29 protein-coding genes are annotated in these 25,016 nt (G+C 69.3%); 6 read left to right on the top strand and 23 right to left on the bottom strand.

Translation table 11 applies throughout. The features are described 5' to 3' along the window. Positions 1 to 53 precede the first annotated feature (53 nt). The 11 genes from HCR12_RS09295 to HCR12_RS09345 form a co-directional block, all read right to left on the bottom strand. Complete coding sequence (locus HCR12_RS09295; RefSeq protein WP_166865690.1) at positions 54 to 464, bottom strand: hypothetical protein; 411 nt, start codon at positions 462 to 464, stop codon at positions 54 to 56. Positions 465 to 537: 73 nt separating this feature from the next. Further along, positions 538 to 987 carry a YchJ family protein gene (locus HCR12_RS09300; protein WP_370589305.1) on the bottom strand — a complete coding sequence of 150 codons (450 nt, stop codon included), beginning with the start codon at positions 985 to 987 and terminating at the stop codon, positions 538 to 540. Further along, positions 926 to 1,249: a DUF2469 family protein gene (locus tag HCR12_RS09305; protein WP_166865692.1), complete on the bottom strand. Its 324-nt coding sequence runs from the start codon at positions 1,247 to 1,249 to the stop codon at positions 926 to 928. The genes HCR12_RS09300 and HCR12_RS09305 overlap by 62 nt, the downstream gene beginning before the upstream one ends. 68 nt (positions 1,250 to 1,317) lie before the next feature. Beyond that, the gene (locus HCR12_RS09310; protein WP_166865694.1) at positions 1,318 to 1,983 is read right to left on the bottom strand and encodes a ribonuclease HII; all 666 of its coding nucleotides are present in this window, start codon (positions 1,981 to 1,983) and stop codon (positions 1,318 to 1,320) included. Next, the gene (gene lepB / locus HCR12_RS09315; protein ID WP_166865696.1) at positions 1,980 to 2,798 is read right to left on the bottom strand and encodes a signal peptidase I; all 819 of its coding nucleotides are present in this window, start codon (positions 2,796 to 2,798) and stop codon (positions 1,980 to 1,982) included. The genes HCR12_RS09310 and lepB overlap by 4 nt, the downstream gene beginning before the upstream one ends. Before the next feature lie 191 nt (positions 2,799 to 2,989). Next, complete coding sequence (gene rplS / locus HCR12_RS09320) at positions 2,990 to 3,337, bottom strand: 50S ribosomal protein L19 (protein WP_166865698.1); 348 nt, start codon at positions 3,335 to 3,337, stop codon at positions 2,990 to 2,992. Positions 3,338 to 3,501: 164 nt separating this feature from the next. After that, the gene (locus tag HCR12_RS09325; RefSeq protein ID WP_166865700.1) at positions 3,502 to 4,326 is read right to left on the bottom strand and encodes a nitroreductase family protein; all 825 of its coding nucleotides are present in this window, start codon (positions 4,324 to 4,326) and stop codon (positions 3,502 to 3,504) included. Then, a complete protein-coding gene (locus HCR12_RS09330) occupies positions 4,323 to 4,697 on the bottom strand; it encodes a hypothetical protein (RefSeq protein ID WP_166865702.1) in 375 nt (124 codons plus the stop codon). Before HCR12_RS09330 ends, HCR12_RS09325 begins: the two co-directional genes overlap by 4 nt. Next, positions 4,694 to 5,395, bottom strand: coding sequence for a methyltransferase domain-containing protein (locus HCR12_RS09335; protein ID WP_166865704.1), 702 nt, complete (start codon positions 5,393 to 5,395; stop codon positions 4,694 to 4,696). Before HCR12_RS09335 ends, HCR12_RS09330 begins: the two co-directional genes overlap by 4 nt. Next, positions 5,392 to 6,543: a type III polyketide synthase gene (locus HCR12_RS09340; protein ID WP_166865706.1), complete on the bottom strand. Its 1,152-nt coding sequence runs from the start codon at positions 6,541 to 6,543 to the stop codon at positions 5,392 to 5,394. Before HCR12_RS09340 ends, HCR12_RS09335 begins: the two co-directional genes overlap by 4 nt. Next, entirely contained in the window at positions 6,540 to 7,070 is a 531-nt protein-coding gene (locus HCR12_RS09345) for a hypothetical protein (RefSeq protein ID WP_166865708.1), read from the bottom strand. Before HCR12_RS09345 ends, HCR12_RS09340 begins: the two co-directional genes overlap by 4 nt. 22 nt (positions 7,071 to 7,092) lie before the next feature. On the opposite strand from HCR12_RS09345, the gene map reads away from it, so the two are divergent. Continuing rightward, the gene (gene map, locus HCR12_RS09350) at positions 7,093 to 7,863 is read left to right on the top strand and encodes a type I methionyl aminopeptidase (RefSeq protein WP_166865710.1); all 771 of its coding nucleotides are present in this window, start codon (positions 7,093 to 7,095) and stop codon (positions 7,861 to 7,863) included. A gap of 194 nt (positions 7,864 to 8,057) precedes the next feature. Here the strand turns inward: map and trmD are convergent, their stop codons facing one another. The 5 genes from trmD to HCR12_RS09375 form a co-directional block, all read right to left on the bottom strand. Continuing rightward, complete coding sequence (gene trmD / locus HCR12_RS09355; protein ID WP_166865712.1) at positions 8,058 to 8,753, bottom strand: tRNA (guanosine(37)-N1)-methyltransferase TrmD; 696 nt, start codon at positions 8,751 to 8,753, stop codon at positions 8,058 to 8,060. 29 nt (positions 8,754 to 8,782) lie between these two features. After that, positions 8,783 to 9,427 (bottom strand): ribosome maturation factor RimM, encoded by a 645-nt coding sequence (gene rimM, locus HCR12_RS09360; RefSeq protein ID WP_166865715.1) that lies wholly within the window; start codon positions 9,425 to 9,427, stop codon positions 8,783 to 8,785. After that, a complete protein-coding gene (locus tag HCR12_RS09365; RefSeq protein ID WP_166865717.1) occupies positions 9,424 to 9,663 on the bottom strand; it encodes an RNA-binding protein in 240 nt (79 codons plus the stop codon). Before HCR12_RS09365 ends, rimM begins: the two co-directional genes overlap by 4 nt. 4 nt (positions 9,664 to 9,667) lie before the next feature. After that, entirely contained in the window at positions 9,668 to 10,108 is a 441-nt protein-coding gene (gene rpsP / locus HCR12_RS09370; RefSeq protein WP_166865719.1) for a 30S ribosomal protein S16, read from the bottom strand. A gap of 126 nt (positions 10,109 to 10,234) precedes the next feature. After that, positions 10,235 to 11,212, bottom strand: coding sequence for a DMT family transporter (locus HCR12_RS09375; protein ID WP_224763390.1), 978 nt, complete (start codon positions 11,210 to 11,212; stop codon positions 10,235 to 10,237). Between the two features lie 166 nt (positions 11,213 to 11,378). Here HCR12_RS09375 and HCR12_RS09380 point away from each other — a divergent pair, with 166 nt between their 5' ends. Continuing rightward, a complete protein-coding gene (locus HCR12_RS09380; RefSeq protein ID WP_166865724.1) occupies positions 11,379 to 12,521 on the top strand; it encodes a glutamate--cysteine ligase in 1,143 nt (380 codons plus the stop codon). Between the two features lie 33 nt (positions 12,522 to 12,554). On the opposite strand, the gene HCR12_RS09385 is transcribed toward HCR12_RS09380, so the two are convergent. From HCR12_RS09385 to ffh, 3 genes are all read right to left on the bottom strand, one after another. Beyond that, positions 12,555 to 14,717, bottom strand: a complete 2,163-nt coding sequence (locus tag HCR12_RS09385) for an MMPL family transporter (RefSeq protein ID WP_166865727.1) — start codon at positions 14,715 to 14,717, stop codon at positions 12,555 to 12,557. Between the two features lie 122 nt (positions 14,718 to 14,839). Next, complete coding sequence (locus tag HCR12_RS09390; RefSeq protein ID WP_166865730.1) at positions 14,840 to 15,652, bottom strand: LLM class F420-dependent oxidoreductase; 813 nt, start codon at positions 15,650 to 15,652, stop codon at positions 14,840 to 14,842. A gap of 53 nt (positions 15,653 to 15,705) precedes the next feature. Next, complete coding sequence (gene ffh / locus HCR12_RS09395) at positions 15,706 to 17,283, bottom strand: signal recognition particle protein (RefSeq protein ID WP_166865733.1); 1,578 nt, start codon at positions 17,281 to 17,283, stop codon at positions 15,706 to 15,708. Between the two features lie 39 nt (positions 17,284 to 17,322). Between ffh and HCR12_RS09400 the strand changes: the two genes are divergently transcribed. Both HCR12_RS09400 and HCR12_RS09405 read left to right on the top strand, forming a co-directional pair. Continuing rightward, positions 17,323 to 17,838, top strand: a complete 516-nt coding sequence (locus tag HCR12_RS09400) for a gamma carbonic anhydrase family protein (protein ID WP_166865737.1) — start codon at positions 17,323 to 17,325, stop codon at positions 17,836 to 17,838. Beyond that, complete coding sequence (locus HCR12_RS09405; RefSeq protein ID WP_166865739.1) at positions 17,835 to 18,473, top strand: hypothetical protein; 639 nt, start codon at positions 17,835 to 17,837, stop codon at positions 18,471 to 18,473. Before HCR12_RS09400 ends, HCR12_RS09405 begins: the two co-directional genes overlap by 4 nt. 15 nt (positions 18,474 to 18,488) lie before the next feature. Here the strand turns inward: HCR12_RS09405 and HCR12_RS09410 are convergent, their stop codons facing one another. Together HCR12_RS09410 and HCR12_RS09415 are read right to left on the bottom strand one after the other, a co-directional pair. Then, complete coding sequence (locus HCR12_RS09410; RefSeq protein ID WP_166865741.1) at positions 18,489 to 19,028, bottom strand: YaeQ family protein; 540 nt, start codon at positions 19,026 to 19,028, stop codon at positions 18,489 to 18,491. Positions 19,029 to 19,077: 49 nt separating this feature from the next. Next, the gene (locus HCR12_RS09415; protein WP_166865743.1) at positions 19,078 to 20,118 is read right to left on the bottom strand and encodes a TIGR03617 family F420-dependent LLM class oxidoreductase; all 1,041 of its coding nucleotides are present in this window, start codon (positions 20,116 to 20,118) and stop codon (positions 19,078 to 19,080) included. 194 nt (positions 20,119 to 20,312) lie between these two features. Between HCR12_RS09415 and HCR12_RS09420 the strand changes: the two genes are divergently transcribed. Both HCR12_RS09420 and HCR12_RS09425 read left to right on the top strand, forming a co-directional pair. Then, positions 20,313 to 21,281: a TIGR03557 family F420-dependent LLM class oxidoreductase gene (locus HCR12_RS09420; RefSeq protein WP_166865745.1), complete on the top strand. Its 969-nt coding sequence runs from the start codon at positions 20,313 to 20,315 to the stop codon at positions 21,279 to 21,281. Further along, on the top strand, positions 21,278 to 22,939 hold the full coding sequence (locus HCR12_RS09425) for an alpha-amylase family protein (protein WP_166865747.1): 1,662 nt from the start codon (positions 21,278 to 21,280) through the stop codon (positions 22,937 to 22,939). Before HCR12_RS09420 ends, HCR12_RS09425 begins: the two co-directional genes overlap by 4 nt. 378 nt (positions 22,940 to 23,317) lie before the next feature. Here the strand turns inward: HCR12_RS09425 and ftsY are convergent, their stop codons facing one another. Next, positions 23,318 to 24,184 carry a signal recognition particle-docking protein FtsY gene (ftsY, locus tag HCR12_RS09430; protein WP_166865750.1) on the bottom strand — a complete coding sequence of 289 codons (867 nt, stop codon included), beginning with the start codon at positions 24,182 to 24,184 and terminating at the stop codon, positions 23,318 to 23,320. A gap of 9 nt (positions 24,185 to 24,193) precedes the next feature. Then, positions 24,194 to 25,015 (bottom strand): cytochrome b/b6 domain-containing protein, encoded by an 822-nt coding sequence (locus tag HCR12_RS09435; protein ID WP_224763392.1) that lies wholly within the window; start codon positions 25,013 to 25,015, stop codon positions 24,194 to 24,196. Position 25,016: the final 1 nt, after the last annotated feature.

Below are 25,016 nucleotides of genomic sequence, written 5' to 3' on the forward strand. Positions count from 1 at the left end.
GACGCCCGCATCCGCCCGCCCGAAGGTCGCGGTGGCCGGTGGGACTGACGCGCTCAGGCGCTTGCGGATGGTGCGGCAGGCGACATTTGCCCTGCGCACCCCGCAAAAAGCCCACCGATCAGACCGAAAGCCAGCAGCGACCCGATCGCCGCAGGTGAAGCGGCACCACCCAAAATGGCGGTGGCCCACACCATATCGACCACACCGGCCGCGATGATCACCCACCCCCAACCGGTGATCTGCCCTGCCTTGGACGGATCAGGCGTCAAGGAGAGCGCCCAGATGCCGAGCACCACGAGCGCGATCGACGCGATCAGCTCGAATGCGAGAACAGCGCTGATTCCCGGGACGACGGCGTCGAGAGCTGCATAATCGCCCGTCATACCCACGCCGGAGAAGGTGCCGAAGGCACCGCGGAGGATCGCCAGGATCCCGCCCGCGACAAGAAGTCCGCTTCGCTTCATGCCGCGATGGTAGTGGGACACCCTCGTCTGCTGACAGACAGACAGCCTCGTCGACCGTCTCCCGGCATCGCCGTCAGTCCAGCTGCTCCCCGTCGACGTAGACCCACCGGCCATCGACCCGCGCGAACCGCGAACGCTCGCGCATCAGGCCCGCGCCATCCGGCCCGCGGAACGACGCACGGAACTCGACGACGCCCTCGGCGTCATCCGCTCCGCCATCGACGGTGTCGACGATCTGCAGCCGCCGCCACTCCACATCCGCATCGAGGTCCAGATCGGCCGGGCGGGTGGACGGATGCCACGAGCGCAGCAGATACGCCGCGTCGCCGCGCGCGAAAGCCGAGAACCGCGAGCGCATGAGCGCCTCCGCCGTGACAGCGGGCGTGCCCGCGAGAACGGGTCCGCAGCACGTATCGAACGCGGCGCCTGAGCCGCACGGACACATCGCCGACTCCACGCGACTACTCGTCGAGCGCGAGCTCCTTCGGGAGCTCCAGATCCTTGTCGCCGCGCACCTCGACATTGACGTCCTTGAAGGTGAGCACGCGCACGCTCTTCACGAAGCGGTCGGAGCGGTACACATCCCACACCCACACGTCGTTCATGGTGAGCTCGAAGTAGAAGTCGTGCTCGGTGTCGTGGCGCTCGAGAGTGACCTCGTTGGCCAGGTAGAAGCGACGCTCCGTCTCGATCACGTACTTGAACTGGCCCACCACATCGCGGTACTCGCGGTACAGGGCCAGCTCGACCTCGCGGTCGTAGTCGTCGAAATCGTCGTCATCCATCGCTGTCGAGTCTAGTCAGCCCCGCGCGTGCGCGCCGACTGTCACCCCGGCCGTCGAAGAGCGGCGGATCAGAACAGCGCCGGCTGCTTGAGCCAGCTCCAGCGGTGCAGCTCGCTCGCCCCGAGGCGCGCCACCGCGTCGGTGTGAGCGGCGCATCCGTAGCCCTTGTTGCTCGACCACTCGTACCCCGGATGCCGCGCGTCGGCTTCGATCATGAGCCGGTCGCGCTGCACCTTCGCGAGCACGGATGCGGCCGAGACGGCCGCGCAGTCGCGGTCGGCCTTGATGCGGGTGACGACGCGCGGGCGCGTTCCCTCGGCCCAGTCCGCGAGCGCGGGCGTGAGCCAGTCGTGCTTGCCATCGAGCAGCACGATCGCCGACTCCACGGGAACACCCGCGACCACGAGCGATTCGAGCGCACGCACCGCCGCAAGGGCGAGGCCCGGCACGATGCCGAGACTGTCTACCTCGGCGTTGTCGGCCATGCCGACCGCCCAGAACGGCGCCCATTCGGACACCACCGGGTAGAGCGCTTCGCGCTTCGCCTCCGAGAGCAGCTTCGAATCGCGGAGCCCTTCGGGGATGCCGTCGGCGTCGGCGAAGAACGCGGCCACGCCCACCGCCACGGGGCCGGCGATCGCACCGCGACCCACCTCATCGCATCCGATGACCACATTCGCCCCCGAGGCGAACAGCTCACGCTCGAACTCGAACGTCGGAGACGCGGCGCTCATTCGGCGGATTCCTCCGCAGCCGGGGTCTCCACGACCGCGGGCGTCGTCTCGGGATCATCCGGCACCTCGCCGAACACGGCCGGATAGTTGTCGAGCCACGACCAGCGGTCGGTCGGCCAGGAGATGAGGATCGCCCGACCCACGACATTGTCGACCGGCACGAAACCCTCGCCCGGCTTGTCGCGGTTGTAGCGGGAGTCGCGCGAGTTGTAGCGGTTGTCGCCCATGACCCAGAGCGAGCCCTCGGGAACCGTGACGCTGAAGTCATCGCGGGAGACCTTCGTGACGCCCGCAGGGAGCTTCACGTACGGGTCCTCCTCGATCGTCGTGCTGTTGACCGACATCCGGCCGAAATCATCGCAGCACTCCACGACGTCGCCCGGCAGGCCGATGACGCGCTTGATGAGGTGATCGTTCGAGTCGGGTGCCGTGAGCCCCACGATCGAGAGCAGACCTTCGAAGAAGCCCGCCACCGGGTTCTGCTCCGGGTTCGGCATCGGGTCGAGCCATCCGCCCGGATCCTGGAACACCACGACGTCGCCGCGCTCGATGGAGGTGAGCTCCGGGACGAGCTGGTTGACGATGATGCGGTCGTTGACGATGAGCGTCTGCTCCATCGACTCCGACGGGATGTAGAAGGAGCGGATGAGGAACGTCTTGATGAGGAACGAGATGATGATCGCCGCGACGATGATGAGCGCCACATCCCGCAGGAACAGCAGCAGGCCGCCACGCCGGGGACTCCGCCGCTTCGTCGCCCGGGTCGATGCGGTGTCCGCGTTGTCATCGGCGCGGGCGTCGGTCTCGTCGGTCATGGCTCCCCTGTTGTTCTGTGCAAGCATAAGCACCCCCTCATGTGCGGTCGCCGTGCGACGCGACGGGTCGCGACACCCGCGCATCCGGAAGCCGATCACGACGCGGGAGCGCCGGATCCGCCACCCGCTGACGACGAAGCCCGGCCCCGCATGGCGCGGGACCGGGCTCGTGAAATCGTGGGAGCGGCAGCTCAGCTGTCGCGCTTCTCCTTGATCTTCGCCTTCTTGCCGCGCAGTTCGCGCAGGTAGTAGAGCTTCGCGCGACGCACGTCACCGCGGGTGACGACCTCGATGTGGTCGATGACCGGCGAGTGCAGCGGGAAGGTGCGCTCGACGCCCACCTGGAAGCTGACCTTGCGAACGGTGAAGGACTCGCGAACGCCCTCGTTCTTGCGGGCGATCACAACACCCTGGAACACCTGGATACGCGAGCGCGAACCTTCGATGATGTTGACGTGCACCTTGACGGTGTCGCCGGGGCGGAACTCGGGGATGTCGGAGCGCAGCGATGCTGCGTCGAGCTCGTCGAGAATATGCATGGGAGATTCGCTCTCTGCGCCCGCCACAGGTCGAACGCGGGGTGAAGTTCAGATCGGAAGTTCGTGCGTATCACTGCGACGGCCCCCTGTGGCAGGTCCGTGCGGACGCACAATCGCCCATTCTGCCACATCCGGTGTTCCGCACGCGAACCGAGAACCCGCGGTCAGGCGCCGGATGCCGCCTCCACGGGCGGTTCGTCCCACCGCACCTCCGGCTGCCTGCACGTCTCACGGAACACGTACTGCGACGGCAGGCGTCGTTCGTGGCTCGTCCAGTCGATGGGGGGCCGCTTCGCCCCCTCCGGAAGGTAGCCCAGGCGGTACACGGCCATGAGCTCCAGTTCGTCGGGCACCTGCAGCAGGTCGACGATCCGCTCCCACTGCCCGGGAACCTCCATCGGGAACGAGACGAACTGGATGCCCATGCCGAGCATCGTCGTCGTGAGCCACACGTTCTCCATCGCGGCACCCATCGAGAACACCGAGTAGAACGACGACAGCTCACCGGGTCGGTACTCCGCGCGATCGAGCATCACGCCGAGCAGCAGCGGCGAACCGGCGACGAGCTTGCGGTTCTCCTCGCCGAGCATGTGGGGCACGCGCATCGCGTTCATGAGCTTCTGCCCGCCGGGCGTGAACACCTGGCTCGTGAACGGGCGAAGCGGCGCGGGCAGCTTGTCGAACAGCATGCCGCTGCGCTCGCGCTCCATCTCGGCCTGTGAGAACCGGAAGTACGGCTTGTAGCGCTCGAAGAAGGTGCCGTTCGACATCGCGGTCGCCATCGACGATCCGCTGATCCGTGCGATCTCCTCGATCGTGTCGCGGTTCTCGATCAGCACGAACCGCCACGGCTGGCTGTTGAGCTGCGAGGGGGCGCGTGCGGCGACCTCCATGAGCAGCCGCTGGTGCTCCTCGGCGACGGGGCGCGGGTCGAGTGGCCCGTTGGTGGTCTTGCGGCGACGCAGCACGTCGAGGAAGTCCGTCGTCATCGGCGGCCCTTTCTGCGGTCTCGGGAGGGGGATCGGGATGCGCCGGGCCGCGTCCACGCGACCGCGAGGGCGGCGGCCATGAACGGGGCGATCGACGCGGCGAGCGCGGGGTGCCGCCATCCGCGGGTTCCCGCGTACGGGATCGCCGCGATCGGCGCGAGAGCCGGCACGAGAACAGCGCCGCGCGCACCGCGCTCGGCGAGCAGGGAGACGGCAGCGGCCGTCGTCGTGGCGGCGGTCGCGATGTACAGGGCGTGATGCACCCATCGGGCGCGCCCGGTGCGCACCACCCCCGTTGCGACCCCCAGCCCGAGCGCGCAGTTGACGCCGTAGCTGACAGCCGCGATCGTGGTGGCGCGCCGGGAGATCATCCGTGCTCGCTCCTGTTCAGACCGCGGGTGAGCAGGAGGCGAAACGGCGGATCGGCTTCGACGCGCCAGCCGGGAGGAGCGGCGAGCCGCAGCTCCGGCGGTGTGAAGCTGCGCCGGATGGAGCGCATCCCGTCGGTGCGGATGAAGGAGCTGCGAGCCCACGGCAGGGTGCCGAGACCGTAGAGGGCGTACGACACCGGCGAACGCCGCAGATCGCTGTGCAGAGCGCGTGGTGCGAGCGCCTCGCAGTCGGCGAGGATGCGGCCGAACGAGTCGCCGTCGAGGTGATGCATGACGTGGTTCGAGACGACGATGTCGTACTGGGCACCCTCATCCGCGAGGGCGGCCGAGGTCGTCGAGACGTAGGTGACGCGGGGCCACGGATGCCGCCGGGCGAACGCGCTCGCGCGCGGGTCGGGGTCGGCCGCCGTCACCTGCACGTCGAAGCCGCCACGGGCGGCCCAGGCCGCGAGGTTCCGGGCCAGGTCGCCGCCGCCGGAGCCGAGGTCGAGGACGCGGAACGTCTCGCCCCGCACCACGTAGGGCCGGATGCGCGTGGCCCACAGCCGCTTCCATCCGGACAGCAGACGGTTCAGCGGGCCGAACTGGGCGTAGGTGGACTCGAGCAGGCCGAGGTCGCAGTCGGGGTCGTCCATGAGCTCGGCGAGCTCCGTGGCGCGCGTGCGCATGAGGATCATGCCGCATCCTTCGCGGGAGCAGGGTGTGCGACGAGCGTCGCCGCCTCGAGGGTGAGACCCGGCCCGAACGCCATCGCGCAGACGCGCCCCTCGACACCGCCGTGCAGCATCCGACGCAGCACGAAGAGCACCGTGCCGCTCGACATGTTGCCGAACTCCGCCATGACGGCGCGGGAATCGGCGAGGGCCCCTGCGGGCAGAGCGAGCCCCTCCTCGACACGGTCGAGGATCGCGCGGCCGCCAGGGTGCACGGCCCATGCGTCGATCGCGGCGGTGCCCGCGCTGCCAGCGCTGCCCGCGCTGCCGGCGTCGGCGCTGCTGCCGGCGTCGCCGCTGTCGCTGAACAGCGGGGCGAGGGCATCCCGGATTCCGGCCCCGAGGTGAGCGGGCACCTGAGCCGAGAGGCGCATCACGAAACCCTGGTCGCCGATCGTCCAGGTCATCTCATCGATCGAATCGGGCAGCACAGAGGTGAGGAAGGCGTCGAGCTCGAGCGTCGCGCTGTCACTGTCGCGTGCCGCGACGACCGCCGCGGCCGCGCCGTCGCCGAACAGCGACATCGCCACGATCTGCTCCGGATCATCCGACGCACCCAGGTGCAGCGTGCAGAGCTCCACGCACACCACGAGCACCACCGCGTCCGGATCCGCTGCGCACGCCGCATCCGCCGCCCGCAGCGCGGGGAACGCGCCGCAGCACCCCATGAAGCCCACATGCAGACGGGCGGTCGTGACGGGCAGCCCGAGCGCCTTCACGAGGGCGAGATCGGGACCGGGCGAGACGAAGCCCGTGCACGAGACCGTCACCACATGCGTCACCTCGTCGGGGCGCACCCCCGCAGCATCGAGCGCCCGCCGGGCGGCGGCGATGCTCAGCGCGGGCGCCTCGCGGGCGTAGAGCGCATTGCGGGTGCCCGTCGATGCAGGGAGAACAACCTCATCGTCGAGGAACGGCGTCGAGCCGCCATGTGCGAGCTCACCGAGAACCGTGCGGCGGGTGGCGATGTTCGACGCGTCGAACGCCGCCCTCGTGAGACGCTCCCCCAGACGCGACCGCCCCGGCTGACCGGCGAGCAGATCACGCGCGCGATCCTGCGACAGCACCGTCTCCGGCACCGCGGTCTCGATCGCGAGGATGCGTGAGGTCACGAAGTGGCATCACCCCGGGGCGGATCCGCTCTCGAGACAGGAGGTGTCACGTCCTGTGAGGTGACCACGATCACCTCGCCGATGTCGACCGGCGCCGGGCCGTACACCGATGCGCGCGCCCCGCGGGTCGTCGCATCGATGTCATCCATGACCGCCTGCACCCGGCGGCGCCCCTCCACGACGAGCTGCCACACCGACACCCAGAAGACCGCGATGAGCGCGAGGACCGCGAGCGCCACCGTCGCCGGATGAGCCACCAGCCCCGTGACCAGCAGGATGAGCCACAGAGAACCGAACGCGGCCACATCGATCCACGACACCGCAGCCTCGCGGCGGATACCCGGACGCCACACCACCAGTGCGCTCACGATGACGAGCGCCAGGAAGAGCAGAGGGCAGGCGATCAGGTAGACGAGGAACTCCCATCCGATCCCATCGATCAGGATTCCTCGGCCGATCAGCACCCACACGGGAAGTGCGAATGCCATCGGAAACAGCAGACGGTAGACCACGCGGCGGACGCCCATGACCCAAGGCTACGCTTTCTGAGTGATCGAACTCCGGACGCCAGCTGAAATTGAGCAGATGAGACTCGCGGGACGCTTCGTCGCGAGCGTGCTCGAAGCCACCCGCGACGCCGCCGATGTGGGCGTCAACCTCCTCGACCTCGATGCGCTCGCGCACGAGATGATCCGCAAGGCGGGCGCCGAGAGCTGCTACATCGACTACCACCCCTCGTTCGGCGGCTCGCCGTTCGGCAAGGTCATCTGCACCTCGGTGAACGACGCCGTGCTGCACGGCCTGCCCCACGACTACGTCCTCAAGGACGGCGACCTGCTGTCGCTCGACTTCGCCGCCTCGCTCGGCGGCTGGGTGTGCGACTCGGCGCTCTCGCTCGTCGTGGGCGAGCCGCGCCCAGAAGACCTCGAGCTCATCGCCACCACCGAGCGCGCCCTCGCTGCCGGCATCGCCGCGGCGCGCGTCGGCAACCGGATGGGCGATGTCTCGGCATCCATCGGCGACGTCGCGGAGGAGGCGGGACTGCTCGTCAACCTCGACTTCGGCGGCCACGGCGTCGGGCGCACCATGCACGGCGACCCGCACGTGCCCAACGACGGCCGCCGCAAGCGCGGGCTGCCGCTGAAGCCGGGCCTCGTGTTCGCGATCGAGCCGTGGTTCCTGCACACGACAGATGAGATCTACACCGACAAGGACGGCTGGACGCTGCGCTCGAAGGACGGCTCGCGCGGCGCGCACGCCGAGCACACCGTCGCGGTCACGCCCGAGGGCCCTGTCGTGCTGACGGCTCGCTCCAGCTGACCCAGCGCTGTCCGGCATCCGTTATGCAGGATCCGGGAACGGTTGTGCAGGAAACGGCACCCCTTCATCCGTGAACATGCCCGGATTCACGGGGATACGTCGCACGCGCAACACCCCAACTCCTGCATATCGGCAGGCCGTTCCTGCATAACCGAGGCGGGGCCACGGGTGGGGCGGGCGCGGGACAGGCCGGATCAGTCGGGCAGCAGCTCGGGGCGGACCCGGCGCGTGCGCTCCAGCTGCTGCTCGCGACGCCACGCGGCGATCGCGGCGTGGTTGCCCGAGAGCAGAACGGGCGGCGTCTCGAGCCCGCGCCAGAGGGCGGGCTTGGTGTAGCTCGGGTATTCGAGCAGGCCGTCCTCGTGGCTCTCCTCGACGAGCGACTCGGGGTTGCCCACGACGCCCGGGACGAGGCGTCCGGCGGCTTCGATCATCGCCATCACGGCCACCTCTCCGCCATTGAGCACGTAGTCGCCGAGGCTCAGCTCGAGCACCTCCGCGACCTCGGGCCGAGTGGCGGTGTGCTCGATGACGCGATAGTCGATGCCCTCGTAGCGTCCACAGCAGAAGACGAGGTGCGGGCGCTGCGCCAGGTCACGCGCGCGCGGTTGCGTGAAGAGATGTCCCGCAGGAGACGGAAAGACGACCGTCGCGTCCGTCGCCCCGTCGAGGATCGCGTCGAGCGCTTCTCCCCACGGCTCCGGCTTCATGACCATGCCCGCACCGCCGCCCGCTGGCGTGTCGTCGACGGTGCGGTGTCGGTCGTGCGTGAAGTCGCGCAGGTCGTGCACGCGCACATCGATGAGGCCCGTCGAACGCGCCTTGCCGAGCAGGGACACGTCGAGCACCGAGAAGAACTCGGGGAAGATCGTGACGATGTCGATGCGCATCCGTCGAGCCTAACCGGGTGCCGACGACGTCAGTCTGAGTCGGAGGCCGACTGAACCTCGCCCTGAGCGGATGCCTCGGGCGCGTCCTCGCCAGGAGCGTCGGCAGCGGGCGCCTCGGGCTCCTCGTCCACCAGGTCTTCGAAGAGACCTGCGGGCGGGGTGAGGGTCACGATGCCGGCCTCGATGTCGACGCTCGGCACGATCGCGGAGACGAACGGCACGAGAACCTCGCGGTCGCCCGCCTTGATGACGAGGAGATCCTGAGCGGGAAGGTGCTCGACGCGCACGAGCTCTCCGAGCTCGACGCCGTCGCGCATCGCCTTCAGGCCGACCAGCTGGTGGTCGTACCAGGCGTCGGGCTCCTGCTCGGCCTGCACGTCGGCTTCGATCCAGAGGATCGCCTTGACGAGCGTCTCGGCCGCGTTGCGGTCGTCGATGCCCTCGAAGAAGGCGACAGGGTGGTCGTTGTACCAGCGCAGCTCACGGAGCTCGATGGACTGGTCGTGCCACGGAGACGTGGCAGGAACCTGGAGGGAGAACGTCGCTCCCGGCACGAAGCGCTTGGCGGGATCGTCGGTGTAGAGCTCGACCTTCAGCGCGCCCTTGAGGCCATGCGCCTTGACGAGTCGCCCGACCCGCAGCTGGGTGGTGCCGGAGCGCTTGGAGCCGCTCACGCCGCGTCAGTGTCGACGACGTCGACGCGCACACGACGGCCATCGGCGAGTGCGTTCACGAGGGCGCGGAGCGCCTTCGCGGTGCGTCCCGAGCGGCCGATGACGCGGCCGAGGTCCTCGGGGTGCACGCGCACCTCGAGGACCTCGCCACGCGACGAGCTCGACGAATCCACCTGCACGTCGTCCGGGTGATCCACGATCCCCTTCACGAGGTGCTCCAGGGCGGATGCGAGCACGGTCTTACTCCTTGTCGGCGTCAGCGTCGACGGCGGCGTCGGCCTCGACAGCGGCGGCCTCAGCGGGCGCCTCTTCGACCTTCTCGGCCTTCTTCTCAGCCTTGGGCTTGAGAACCGGCTTCTTCTTCTCGTCGGCGACGAAGGCGACGGGCGCTTCCTTCACCTTGATGGTGCTCACGGCGTCCTTGTCGCCCTTGAACTTGCCCCAGTCGCCCGAGAGCTTGAGGAGCGCACGCACCTGCTCGGTCGGCTGCGCGCCGACGGAGAGCCAGTACTGGGCACGCTCGGAGTTGACCTCGATGAACGAGGGCTCCTCGGTGGGGTGGTACTTGCCGATCTCCTCGATCACACGACCATCGCGCTTGGTGCGCGAGTCGGCGACGACGATGCGGTAGTACGGGGCACGGATCTTGCCGAGCCGCTTGAGGCGGATCTTGACAGCCACAATTCTCCTGAAACGTATTGAATGGGGTCGAACTGCTCCCGTGCGCGTGGGGGCACACTCCGGCAGAAAGCTCTGAGGGGGAACATCCGGGCCTGATAGAGGGTCGGGCTTCGGCGTTCCAACGTCCTATTCTGTCACGTCCCGAGAGGTGTCGCCACCAGGTCCGGCCACAGCCTCCTCCTGCACCGGTTCTTCGACGGCCTGCTCTGCCTCAGCGCGGGTGTCGCGACGCCGAGAGATCGCGACACCGACGAGGCACAGAACCCCGCCGACGATGGCGAGGAGCGTCGGCACCTCACCGAACGCGAGCCACCCGGTGAGCACCGTCAGCGGGGGCACGACGTAGGTGGCGACACCCAGCTGACCTGCGGGGACGCGTGCGAGGGCGTAGCCCCATGTGGTGAACGCGAGCGCCGTGGGGACGATGCCGAGATACGCCATCCCGGCGATGCCGGCGGGCGATGCGACGGCGAGCTCGGCGAGCAGCTGGCCCATGAACGGCAGGCAGGCGAGCATGCCGAACGCGCATCCGATGAACGCCACCTGGCCGGCAGGCAGCCGCCGCACGATCGGCTTCTGCACGAGCACGCCGATCGCGTACGTGACGGCCGCCACGAGCGCCCACAGGACGCCTGCGATGTCGACCTGCGCGCCGTCACCTGCGACGCTCATCCCGACGCCGATGAGCACGACGCCCGTGAACGAGACGGATGCGCCGATCAGCAGCCAGCGCGGCACCCCTTCGCCGAGGAAGAGGCCGGCGCCGAGGGCGATGAGCAGCGGGCCGATGTTGACGACCATCGCCGTCGTTCCCGCATCGAGGGTCGCCTCGGCGAGATTGAGGGTGACGTTGTAGGCACCGAACCAGGCGACCCCGTGCAGCACCAGCAGCACCCACTCGCGGCGCGTGGGGCGCAACCAGTTGCGCGCGACGGCGGCGATGATGCCGAGCGCGACGACGCCCACGATGAGGCGGCCGAGCGCGAGCGCCCCACCCCCGATCTCGGGCGCGACGCCGCGGATGACGATGAACGCGCTGGTCCATGCGAGGAGCGTGAAGATGATCGCGGCGAGCACGAGCGGGGGAACGCGGACGGTGGGCACGACGGCCACGCTACGCGCCGCATCCGACGCCCGACAGCGGGATTTCGGACACCGCGTTGCTGATTCCCGCCATCCCCCACCGCGTCTCCCGTGACCCGCATGCCACACCCGCGGCGGCCCTGTCGAGGGGTTCCCCAGGCTCACCCCGGGTGCGAGACTCCCCCGCATGCGGATCCCCTTCGAAGCGTCGGCGCGCAACACCGTGGGCATCGAGTGGGAGCTCATGCTCGTCGACCCGCAGACGGGCGATCTCGTCGGCCGGGCGCCCGAGATCATCACGGCGCTCGACACCGATGGCGACGCGCGGGTGCGCTACACGGCGACCACCGAGCTGCTCACCAACACGATCGAGCTGACGAGCGGCGTGGGCAGCGACGTCGCGGAGGCGGTGGCCGACATCCGTGACGCGATCGACGCGGCGCAGCGCCTCACCGACCCGCTCGGCATTGCGCTCATGGGCGGCGGCAGCCATCCGTTCGCCCGCTGGTTCGACCAGACGATCACCGACAAGACGCGGTACCACACGCTCGTCGAGCGCACCCAGTGGTGGGGGCGCAACATGATGATCTGGGGCGTGCATGTGCACGTGGGAGTGGACGACGTGCGCAAGGTCATGCCGATCATCGGCGCGCTCACCGACTACCTGCCCCACCTGCAGGCCATCTCGGCGTCGAGTCCGTTCTGGGCGGGCGAGCGCACCGGCTACGCCTCGAATCGTGCGCTCGTGTTCCAGCAGCTGCCGACGGCGGGACTGCCGTGGCCGCTGCGCACGTGGAGCGAGTACGAGAGCTACCTCGACGACATGATGCGCGCGGATGTGATGGCGGATGCCACCGAGGTGCGCTGGGACATCCGCCCGGCTCCACGGTGGGGCACGATCGAGATGCGCGCGTGCGACGGCGCGACGTCGCTGAGCGAGCTCGCGACGCTCGCCGCGCTCACCCAGTGTCTCGTGGAGCACTTCTCTCGTGAGCTGGATGCGGGACGCGAGCTCACCCCCCTGCTTCCCTGGTACCACCGCGAGAACAAGTGGCGCACAGCGCGCTACGGGCTCGATGCGCACGTGCTCGTCGACCGCCAGGGGGTGGAGCGTCCGGTGGCGACGCACCTGGTCGAGATGCTCGAGACGCTCACGCCGATCGCCGTCGAGCTCGGCTGTCGCACCGAGCTCGACGGCGTGCATCGGATCCTCGCCTCCGGCGGCAGCTCGCGTCGTCAGCTGCAGGCGGCGGATGACGCGGGCGGCGACCTGCGGGCGGTCGCCGCCCACCTCATCAGCGAGTTCCGGGGGCCGGCGGCGGCACGATGAGGCGCTCGCCCGGCTGGGGAGCCGGAGCGGCGATCACCGCTGCGACGCGACCTCGGCGTCCTGACCCACCTTCGCCTCCGCGTCGTCCTCCGACGACTCGTCGACGGCGCGAGACGCGAGGGCGTCCTCGCCGCGCGCAGCCGCATCCGCGTCGCTCGTGAGCGGCTTGCGCGGCCACCAGAAACGGTCCTTGGTGAGGAATGCGAGGGCGGGCACGATCACCGTGCGCACGAGGAGCGTGTCGATGAGCACGCCGATGCAGACGATGACGCCGATCTGGGTGAGCGTGATGAGCGGCAGCACGCCGAGCACGGCGAACACGGCTGCCAGCAGGATGCCGGCGCTCGTGATGACGCCGCCGGTTGCGGCGAGCGCGCGGATCATGCCCTGCGTGGTGCCGAGGGTGCGGCTCTCCTCGTCGGCTCGGGTCACAAGGAAGATCGAGTAGTCCACACCGAGCGCCACCAGGAACAGGAAGCTGAACAGCAGCACGTTGTTGTCGATCGCGGGGAACCCGAACAGTGGCGAGGAGAAGATCCACCAGGCAGCTCCCACTGCCGAGAAGAAGCTCGCGACGACGGCGATGAGCAGCAGGATCGGGGCCACGATCGCCCGCAGCAGAACGATCAGCACGACGAGCACCAGCACGAGGATGATCGGGATGATGAGCGCCTGGTCACGCAGCTGCGCTTCGGTCACGTCGAGCGCCTGTGCGTCGAGTCCGCCGACGACGCCGGAGCCGTCGCCCACCTCATCGAGCGCGTCGCGCATCGCGGTGACAGCTTCGAACGCCTCGGGGGTCTCGGCACCGGCGTCGAGGGTGACGCTGAGGCGCGCGAGGTCGTCGGTCGTCTCGGTGACGGCGGCGGCGTCCACGCGATCGACGGCGAGGAGCGCCTCGATGGCGGCATCCGCATCCTCGACCGGCACGACGACAGCGGCGGGCGAGGTGGTGCCGGCGGAGAAGGTGTCAGCGAGCACCTCCTGGCCGATGACGGCGTCGGGCTTGCTGAGGAAGCGGTCGTTCTGCGAGAGCCCGGTCTGCACGAAGAAGAGCCCGCTGGCCATCGCACCGAGGATGACGAAGCCGGCGACGGCGACGATCGCGGGGCGGCGGGACACGGCCCGTCCGAGCTTGCCCCACGGGCTGCGCGCGATGACGTCGGCCGAGCCGAAGCGCGGGACGTAGGGCCAGAAGAGTCCGCGTCCGAAGAGCACGAGGGCCGCCGGCAGCACGATGAGCGCGAAGATCATCGCGACGACGATGCCGACCGCGCACGCGAGGCCGAGGGCGCGGTTGCCGGCGAGCTCTCCGAAGAGCAGCGTCGCGAGCGCGAGGGCGACGGTTCCGCCCGAGGCGATGATCGCGGGTCCGGCGCCGCGCATGGCCTTGCGCATCGCCGCGCGGCGGTCGCGGTGCAGGCGCAGCTCATCGCGGTAGCGGGCGATGAGCAGCAGGGCGTAGTTGGTGCCAGCACCGAAGACGAGCACGGACAGGATGCCGGTGATGGAGGCGTCGAGCTCGACGCCGAGGGTCGAAGCGACCTCACGCGCGATGATGCCGGCGAGTGCGTCGCCGAGGCCGATCACCGAGAGCGGAACGAGCCACAGCCACGGGCTGCGGTAGGTGATGAGCAGCAGCACGGCGACGACGATGACGGTCGTGAGCAGGAGGGTGAAGTCGGCGCCCGAGAAGACGGCGGCGACATCCACCGAGAAGCCTTCGGCACCGGTGAGGTACACGCGGACGTCGTCGAGGTCTGCGGTCGCGATGTCGCGGAGCTGCTCAGCACGCTCGCGCTGCTCGCCTGTGTCGTTGATGGCCTCGAGCGGCACGACCACGAGTGCGACCGTTCCGTCGTCCGAGACCTGTGCGGGAGGCACGAAGCCCTCCGGCGCGAATTCGGCGAGCTCGCCGAACGCCTTCGCGTTGATGGTCGCGATCGCCTCGTCCGAGAGGGCGCCGTTCTCGCTCTCGAAGACGAGAAGCGCGGAGGTTCCCTCGGCGCTCGGGAACTCCTCGAGGAGGCGGTCGGCGACGACCGACTCGGCGTTCTCCGACAGCCCGGCAGTGGGTGCGGCGCTCGACTTCTCACCGCCCGTGAGGAAGAACAGCGACGCGGCCGCAAGGGCGGTGACGACGAGCACGATCCACGAGGTCTTCGCAGATGTGATGAATCGGAGCAGGCCGGACATGGAGGTCCTCTCAGGCGGTCAAGTATTTAGTTAGACATGTTACATACTTTCTTAACTAGATAAAAACGCATGAACATGCGGACCCCGCCAGAAGCCAGCGTGTCGTCGCGAAGCCGGGCGAATCAGCGCGAATCGCGCCACGCGAGCAGCGCCCGCACAGCCGAGTCATCGAAGTCGGGAGCCGCCATCGCGACGATGAACGTCGAGAACCCGAGCCGCACGAACTCCTCCGCAGCCTGTGGGTCGCCCACCCCGAGCCCTCGAATGCTCGTTCCCGTCGAGCGCTCGATCTCGGCCGGATCGCGCCCCACGGCACGGCAGTGCTCGTCGAGGACCGCTGACTTGTGCGCGAGCGTCTCGGCGGATCCGAACGCGTGCCAGATGTCGGCGTGCTGGGCGACGACGCGCAAGGTGCGGCGCTCCCCTCCCCCGCCGATGAGGATCGGGATGTGACGCGTGGGCGGCGGCACGAGTCGCCCGAGGCGTTCCCGCACCTGCGGAACCGCCTCCTCGAACGCCGTCATCCGCGATCCGACGGTTCCGAACGGGAAGCCGTACTCGTCGAAGTCGCGCTCGAACCATCCGGCCCCGAGCCCCAGGATGAAGCGGCCCACACCCGAATCGCCGGCCGAGATGTGGTCGATCGTGCGCGCCATGTCGGCGAGCAGGTGCGGATTGCGGAACGGCGTCGCCGACACGAGCGGGCCGAACTCCACGCGGCTCGTCTGCTCGGCGATCGCCCCGAGCATCGTGAACGCCTCGAAGTGGCTGCCATCGGGGTCGCCCGTGAGCGGGAAGAAGTGATCCCAGCCCATGATGATGTCGACGCCGAGATCCTCCATGCGGCGCACCGTGTCGCGCAGCACCGGATACGGGGCATGCTGGGGCGCGATCTGCACGCCGATGCGGATGGGGCGAGGAGCGAGAGCGGTCACCCTCTCACCCTACGGATGCGCGACGGAATCGCGGACCCCGTGCACTCCTCGGCTCAGCGACCGCCGAGAAGCTTCTGCAGGGCGGCGAGCTCTTCCTCCGAGGGAGCGGCCGAGCCGCCCTTCGCCGCGCCGAGCCCGAAACCGGATCCCGCGGGTGCAGCCGAGCCGCCGGGCGCGACGCCCTGCTCGATCGCCGCGTTCTCGGCAGCGCGCTTGGCGGGGTTGCCCGAGCGCGATCCGCTCTTCTTGCCCTTCGCCTTCTGCGCGGCCTTCTTGCCGCCGTGGGCGCCGGGCATCGGCCCCATGCCGGGGATGTTCGGCATGCCGCCCCTGGCGACCGTCTTCATCATCTTCGCTGCCTGCTCGAAGCGCTGCACGAGCTGGTTGACGTCGGTGACGGTGACGCCGGAACCCTTGGCGATGCGGAGGCGACGCGAGCCGTTGAGGAGCTTCGTGTTCTGGCGCTCGGCGGGCGTCATCGCCTGGATGATCGCCTCGGTGCGGGTGAGTTCGCGCTCGTCGAAGTTCTCGAGCTGCTCCTTCATGCCGCGGGCGCCGGGGAGCATGCCCATCATCCCCTTGAGCGAGCCCATCTTCTTGAGCTGCTGCATCTGGCCGAGGAAGTCATCGAGGGTGAACGTGTCGGTGCGGAACTTCTCCGCGACCTTCATCGCCTCCTCTTCGTCGAACGCGGACTGCGCCTGCTCGATGAGGGTGAGGATGTCACCCAGGTCGAGGATGCGGTTCGCCATGCGGTCGGGGTGGAAGGGCTCGAAGTCGTCGAGGCCCTCACCCGTGGAGGCGAAGATGATGGGGCGTCCGGTGACGGAGGCGATGGACAGCGCGGCACCACCGCGCGCGTCGCCGTCGAGCTTGGTGAGCACGACACCCGTGAAGTCGACGCCCTCCTGGAAGGCGCGCGCCGTGTTCACGGCGTCCTGACCGATCATCGCGTCGATGACGAACAGCACCTCGTCGGGGTTCACGGCCTTGCGGATGTTCGACGCCTGCTTCATGAGCTCGGCGTCGATGCCGAGTCGACCGGCGGTGTCGACGATGACGACGTCGTGAAGCTTGCGCTCGGCCTCGGCGACACCGTTCTTGGCGACCTTCACGGGGTCGCCGACGCCGTTGCCGGGCTCGGGAGCATAGACGGGCACGCCCGCCTGCTCGCCGACGATCTGCAGCTGGGTGACGGCGTTGGGGCGCTGGAGGTCGCTCGCGACGAGGAGGGGCGTGTGGCCCTCCTTCTTGAGCCACTTCGCGAGCTTTCCGGCGAGGGTGGTCTTACCGGCACCCTGCAGACCCGCGAGCATGATCACGGTCGGCGGCTTCTTCGCGAACTGCAGCTTGCGCTGCTCGCCGCCGAGGATGCCGACGAGCTCCTCGTTGACGATCTGCACGACCTGCTGCGCCGGGTTGAGGGCGCGGTTCACCTCATCCGAGAGGGCGCGCTCGCGCACCTTGCCGGTGAACTCCTTGACCACCTCGAGGGCGACGTCGGCGTCGAGCAGGGCTCGACGGATCTCGCGCACTGTGCCGTCGACGTCCGCGGGGCTGAGTTTGCCCTTGGTGCGGAGGTTCTTGAAGGTCTGAGTGAGCCGGTCGGAGAGAGTGCCGAAGGTAGCCATGACGGCGTCGAGTCTACCGGGGCGCGATAGCGTGGCGGGATGAGCCACATTCTGCCTTTCGACGGCACCTCGCCGAACATCGATGGAACGGCCTGGGTCGCCCCCACGGCGACCGTGATCGGAGCAGCCGAGCTGCATCCGGAATCGTCGGTCTTCTACGGCGCTGTCGTGCGCGCCGACCGTGACCGGATCGTGCTGGGCGCGGGATCCAACCTGCAGGACAACGTGGTCGTGCACGGGGACCCTGGCACCCCCGCGATCATCGGCTCCGGGGTCTCGGTGGGCCACGGGGCGGTCGTGCACGGCTGCACGATCGGCGACGACTGCCTCATCGGCATGAACGCGACCGTGCTCAATCGCGCTGTCATCGGCGCCGAGTCGCTCATCGCGGCCGGCGCGCTCGTGCTCGAGGACACCGTCATCCCCCCGCGTTCGCTCGTCGCGGGCGTGCCGGCGAAGGTGCGCCGCGAGCTCACCGACGACGAGGTCGCCGGCATCCGCCGCAACGCGGAGACCTACCGGATGCTCGCTGCCCAGCACCGGGAGATCGGGTGAGCGACGACGCGTCGCCGCGCGAGTTCCGCCCCGACTGGTCCCGCTTCCACCGGCGTCTGTGGCGCCGCTGGGCGATGCTGCTGCCGCTGACGCTGCTCATCATGGTGCTCGCCGTCGGCCCGCAGGTGGGCTTCCTGTTCGTCGCGATCGGTCTGCCGATGGTCGTCGGCGGGCTCGTGGCGCTGCTCTACTTCAGCCGGGCACGCGTCTGGTTCGAGGGCCCCGTGCTGCGCATCCGCGGCGCACTGCGCACCCGCAGCTGGTCGACATCCGACGTCGGCAATCTCGTGTTCGTGCCGCAGCCGGGCCTGCCGGGCAAGAAGATGCCCGCGACGCTCTACGGCGTGACGACTCAGGCGGAGCGTCTGTTCTGGCTCTCGGGGGATCTGTGGGATCGCGAGGATCAGGACGCGATCGCCGCGCTCATCGGGGCGCCCATCCACGAGGTTCCTGCGGGACTCACGCCGAAGGAGATCGCTGAGCGATTCCCGGGCACCCTCGGCTGGACGGCGCTGAAGCCGTGGCTCTTCGCGCTCGTGATCGCCGCGTGCGCCCTCGCGCTCATGGTGACCGTGTCGGTCATCATCACGGTCGTGCTCCTCGCGACAGGCCAGCTGACGCTGCCCGCATCCTGACGAGCGCGGGCGGCGTCAGCCCGCTGTGCGCTCGTGGATGGCGCTCGCGACGCTGCGCCCGTTGAGGTCGAGGTAGAGGTGCTGCTCGCTGAGCGACACGGTGAGGTCGTTGCGGCGTTCGAGCCCCGAGGCGGCGTCATCGATGAAGCCGGGATCGAAGCTGCGCACCGGGATCTGCTCGGCGCGGTGCACGGGCTTGCCCGCCCACGCGTCGACGACCTTCTGCGGGTCGCGGTGCGTGTAGACGGCGGCGCGGTCGGCGAGCTTGCTGCCCGTGTGCAGGCGACCGGCATCCGGTGCTCCCACCTCGATCCACGCGGTCACGCGGCCCGTGAGGTCGCGCACGAGCACGGCGGGCTCGTCGGTCGACGAGATGCCACCCGAGAACTCGATGCCCTCCTCGTATTCGAGGCAGTACGCGAGCACGCGCGTCAGCAGATAGAGGTCGGTCTCGGACGGATGCTGGGCGACCCGCAGCGAGAGCTGCTCGTACACCCCGCGGTCCACATCCGCCAGCTGCACCTCGAAGGTGCGGATCGTCGCTCCAGCCGCCATAGGTTCCGAGCCTAGGCGCTCGGGAGGCGGGCTCCGTTCACGCGGGCAGTCAGCCGCGCAGGGCGGCGAGCAGCTGCGACTTGACCTCGGGGCGGATGGGGTAGGTCGCGCTGAAGGACAGCCGCGTCACAAGGCCCGCATAGCGCTCGCGCAGCTGAGCGGCGACCTCATCCGGGGTGCCGACGGCGGCGAAGGCGGCGAGCATGTCGTCGGTGATGTGCTCGCCGATCTGCGCCCACTCGCCGCGGCGAGCACCCGCGTTGAGCTTCTCGTGCACGCCCTCCCAGCCGTGCAGGGCGAGCACCGGCAGGTAGTCGGGCGTCGAGCCGTAGAAGGCGATCGTGGCGCGTGTCTCGGCGATCGCGCGGTCGAGCTCCTGCTGCGTCTCGCCGACGGCGATGAACGCGGGGAGGCTGATGCGCACGTCTGCGGGGTCGCGATCTGCGGATGCGGCGCCCCGCGCGAGGGCGGGCACGGTGACCTCGCGCAGGTAGCGCTCGGTCGTGAAGGTGTGGGCGAGCATGCCGTCGGCCACAGCTCCCGCGGTCTCCGTCATCTTCTCGCCGACTGCGGCGAGCCAGACGGGCGGCGGACCGTAGGGGTTCGGGCCCGGGTTGAAGTAGGGCGTCATGAGGGTGTGCCGGTAGAACTCGCCCTCGAAGGCGAGCTTCTCGCCCGTCTCCCACGCATTCCAGATGGCGCGCACGGCCGTCACGAATTCGCGCATGCGCGCGGCGGGCGCCGACCACGGCATCGAGAACCGGCGCTCGATGTGGGGCTTCACCTGCGAGCCGAGGCCGAGCTGGAAGCGACCGCCCGAGACGAGCTGCACGTCGTTCGCGGTCTCGGCGACCGTCATCGGGTTGCGCGCGAACGCGACGGCGATGCCCGTCATGAGGCTCACCCGCTCGGTGCGCATCGCGGCGGCGGTGAGCGAGACGAACGGATCGTGGCGCGTCTCGGCCGCGAAGATGCCGTCGTACCCCTCGGCCTCGAGGTCGGCGGCGCCGGCGGCGAAGGTGCGCGGGTCGGTGCCGGCGTCACCTCCTGCGTCGATGAGGAAGGGCGTCGGGGTGGCGTCAGCGCTCATGCCGCCATCCTGCCGCAGAGCGCTGTCGCGCGGGCAGAGATTGTGCGGGCGCTACGAAAACGGTGCGCGGGCGACGCGAATGCGCCGTGGGGCGGCGACAGTCTCACCAGCCGATAGCGGGAGAGGGAGCCGATCGCAACGGTCTTGCCCGGATCTGCCCGGCACCGGAGGCTCGGGGGGTCGAAAGGGGTTCTATGCCGATCGTCGGTTTCCACGCCTCCCATGAGCAGATGCATCCGTCTGCGCTGCTCGCCGCCGTGCAGGATGCCGAGTTCGCGGGCTTCGACGCGGCCATGTGCTCGGATCATCTCGCGCCCTGGACGACCGCGCAGCGCCACTCGGGCTTCTCGTGGTCGTGGCTCGGTGCCGCGCTCGCGACGACCCGGCTCGGTCTGGGTCTCGTGACAGCCCCCGGGCAGCGGATGCACGGCGTGATCGTGGCGCAGGCGCTCGGCACGCTCGGGGCGATGTTCCCTGGCCGCATCTGGGCCGCGCTCGCGAGCGGCGAGAACCTCAACGAGCACGTGACGGGCGACCCCTGGCCCGACCACTCGATGCGGCGCGACCGACTCGCGGCGAACGCCGACGTCATCCGGAAGCTGCTGACCGGCGAGGAGGTGACGCGGCACGACGAGCTCATCACCGTGGATCGAGCGCGCGTGTGGACGCGCCCCGAGATCGCCCCGTCGCTCTTCGCGGCCGCTGTGAGCCCGGAGGGTGCTGCGCACGTCGCCAGCTGGGCCGACGGACTCGTGACGGTGCTGCAGGAGGGTGACGCGCACCGCGACACCATCGCCGCGTACCACGACGCGGGCGGAACCGGCCCCGTGAGCCTGCAGGTGCATGTGAGCTACGCGAGCAGCCGCGCCGAGGCGGAGGCGATTGCGCTCGAGCAGTGGAGGCACGCCGTCGTGACCCCACCCGCGCTCTGGGATCTCGCCACGCCCGAGGAGTTCGATGTGCGCGCCGCGGGGGCAACGATCGACGACATCCGCACGCACGTCATCGTCACCCACGAGCTCTCCGAGTTGCGCGACCGACTGAGCGAGCTCGGCGCAGACGTCGACCGCCTGTACCTGCACCATGTGGGAACCGACCAGTCCGCATTCATCCGCGACATGGGCGAGCACGTGCTGCCCGCCATCCGGGAGGCCGGCCGATGAAGATCACCGACACGAGCGACCTCTGGTGGAAGACCGCCATCGTCTACTGCCTCGACATCGAGACCTACATGGACTGGGACGGCGACGGCCGAGGCGACATCGTGGGACTCACCCACCGCATCGACCACCTCTCGAACCTCGGCGTCACGTGCCTCTGGCTCATGCCGTTCTATCCGACGCCCGGCAAGGATGACGGATACGACATCACCGACTACTACGCCGTCGATCCGCGCCTCGGCGACCTCGGCCAGTTCGTCGAACTCATCCGCACCGCGAACGATCGCGGAATGCGGGTGATCGTCGACCTCGTCGCCAACCACACCTCGGATCAGCACCCGTGGTTCCGTGAGTCGCGGTCGCGCATCGACTCCCCCAAACGCGACTATTACCTCTGGCGTGATGAGCCGCCGAAGGACCAGCAGGAGACGGTGTTCCCCGGTGAGGAGTCGAGCGTGTGGGAGCTCGATGAGAAGACGGGCCAGTACTTCCTGCACAGCTTCTACCGGCACCAGCCCGACCTCAACATCGCCAACCCGAAGGTGCGCGATGAGATCGCGCGCATCATGGGCTTCTGGCTCGAGCTCGGGGTCACCGGGTTCCGGGTGGATGCGGTGCCGTTCTTCCTGCAGCTGCCCGAAGGCACGCGCGGCGACCCGCACGAGTACCTGCGCGACCTCCGCCGGTTCCTGGAGCGTCGCTCGAGCGAGGCGATCCTGCTGGGCGAGGTGAACCTGCCGTATGAGGAGCAGGTCGGATACTTCGGCGGGGGTGACGGCGCATCCCAGCTGTCGATGCAGTTCGACTTCGTGGGGATGCAGGCGCTCTACCTCTCGCTCGCACGTCAGGATGCGACGCCGCTCATCACGGCGCTGCGCGCCCGACCCGAGCTTCCGCCGGAGGCGCAGTGGGCGAACTTCGTGCGCAACCACGACGAACTCACCCTCGACAAGCTCTCCGAAGACGAGCGCCAGGAGGTGTTCGACGCGTTCGGCCCCGAGGAGCACATGCGGATCTACGGCCGCGGCATCGTGCGCCGCCTCCCGTCGATGCTCGACGGCGACCCACGCCGCATCCGCATGGTCTACAGCCTCATGTTCTCGCTGCCGGGCACCCCCGTGCTGTTCTACGGCGAGGAGATCGGCATGGCCGAGAACCTGGAGCTGGACGGCCGCCACACGGTGCGCACGCCGATGCAGTGGTCGAGCGGGAGGAACGGCGGGTTCTCGGATGCCGCGCCCTCGCGCCTCGTCGCGAAGCCGCCGAGCGGCGGGTACTCCCCCGAGCATGTGAACGTCGTCGACCAGCGGCACGACACCGGTTCGCTGCTCAACTTCATGCGGCTGCTCACCGCGCGCTACCGCGCATCCGCGGAGATCGGATGGGGCGAGCTGGAGATCTTCGACCAGGAGAACCCTGCCCTGCTCGTGCACAGCGTGACCGCCGACATCGGACGCATGATCGCCGTGCACAACCTCTCGCCCGAGGCGGCGACCGCGACGCTCACCGTGCGGGGCGAGCCCGAGGGCACGATGCTCTCGGACCTGCTGGAGTCACGCGATCAGGAGCTTCCGCGATCCGGCAAGGTCGAGCTGGACGTGGAGGCGTACGGCGCGCGCTGGGTGCGCGTGATGCGCCCCGGCGACCACCGCCTCACCTGAGGCGCGGGCCCCCGCCCCCGCCGAGCGGTTGTGCAGGAACGGGTTGCCGTTATGCAGGAACCGGCTGCCGTTGTGCAGGAACGGGCTGCCGTTGTGCAGGAACGGGCTGCCGTTGTGCAGGAACGGGCTGCCGTTGTGCAGGACAACCTGCGCCGCGCATCCGCCGGACCCCCGTGATTCCGGCTGGTCGACGGATGCCGACGCGCCTGTTCCTGCACAACAGATCGCGGATCCTGCACAACGGTTTTCCGGTCGACGGGCGGTTCCTGCATAACGGCAACCGGATCCTGCACAACCGCTCGGGCGGGGGCAGCCGTACGGGATGGCGCGGGCAGCGGGCGCGCACCACGGCGCCGCGGGCGCAGGTTCGGCGGCCGGTCAGCCGACGAGCTGCTGCGCGAAGACGTGCGGGGTGAAGCCCGTGAGGTCGTTGATCCCCTCACCCTGACCGACGAGCTTCACGGGGATGCCCGTCTTCTCCTGCACGGCCAGCACGAAGCCGCCCTTCGCGGAGCCGTCGAGCTTGGTGAGCACGAGGCCGGTGACGCCCGCGTGCTGCACGAACGCATCCGCCTGCGCGAGTCCGTTCTGGCCGGTGGTCGCGTCGAGCACGAGCAGCACCTCGGCGACCGGCTCGAGCTTCTCGATGACGCGGCGCACCTTGCCGAGCTCGTCCATGAGGCCCGACTTCGTCTGCAGGCGGCCGGCGGTGTCGATGAGGGCGATGTCGATGCCTTCGCGCTTCGCGAGCTCGACCGTCTGGAAGGCGACGGATGCCGGATCCTGCCCCTGCTGCTGCGGGCGCACGATGCGCGCACCCGAACGCTCGGCCCAGGTGGCGAGCTGCTCGACCGCAGCCGCGCGGAACGTGTCTGCCGCGCCGACGACGACGGAGCGCCCGTGCGTGTTCAGGAACTTGGAGAACTTGCCGATCGTGGTCGTCTTGCCGACGCCGTTGACGCCCACGACGAGCACCACCGCGGGACGCGCGGTGAGCGTGAGCGTGGAGTCGTACTTCGCGAGACGCTCCTCGATGGTCTCGCGCAGCATCCGCTGCAGATCCTTCGGGTCGGTCGTGCGGTAGCGGTCGACCTTCTGGTGCAGCTCATCGACGATGGTCTCGGTGAGGTCGGGCCCGAAGTCGGCGCCGAGCAGCGCATCCTCGAGGTCTTCCCATGTGTTGTCGTCGATGGTCGCCTTCGTGAACATGCCACGGAGCGCGTTGCCGAGAGACCAGGAAGCCATGGCTCCAGGCTACCGGGCGGTGACCTCCCCGAAGAGGCGCGCGAGGGGTGCGATCACGATCGGCCTGAGCGCGACCCACGCGGCAGCCACGGCGACGAGGGATGCGGCGAACAGCCCGAACCCCATCCAGCTCACGTCGTCGGTCGACGCGAACATGTGCCCCAGGTTGCGCAGCGCGCCCGTCGAGAGCACGAGGATCACGTGCGTCGCGATGAAGAGCACGAAGCAGAGCATCACGGGGAAGTGGATGCGGCGCGCCCACTCGATCGGGAACAGGCGGCTCGCCCACGAGTCCGTCGGCCACCACGGTGACATCCGCACACCTGTCGCGGCGGCGAGCGGTGCCGCGACGAACACGATCGAGAAGTAGGCGAGCTGCTGCAGAGCGTTGTAGTTCACCCAGCCGTGTTCGGTGGGCCAGTCGAGGCTCGCGTAGAGCAGCGCCGACGACACGGCGTTCGGCACGACATCCCAGCTCGTCGGCACGATCCGCATCCACTGGCCGGTCGTGAACAGCAGCACGACGTAGACGACGCCGTTGGTGAGCCACAGCACGTCGAGGCTCTGGTGGGTCCACATCTGGAGGCTCATGCGCGGCTTTCCGCTGCGGGAGGTCCAGAACGCGGTCGGCCGCTTGTCGGTGCGGATCGTCCACCCGGTGCGGATGATGAGCGCGAGGAAGAACAGGTTGAAGAAGTGCTGCCAGCCGAGCCACGCCGGGATGCCGACGGGCGCGCCCTCGGGGAGGGCGTAGGCGCCCGGGTAGGCCACGAGGAAGTCGCGCACGGGGGCGATCTCGCGGATGCCCTTGGCCGCGAGCGCGAGCACCACG

It is taken from the genome of Salinibacterium sp. ZJ70, from assembly GCF_011751865.2.
Lineage (GTDB): Bacteria > Actinomycetota > Actinomycetes > Actinomycetales > Microbacteriaceae > Homoserinibacter.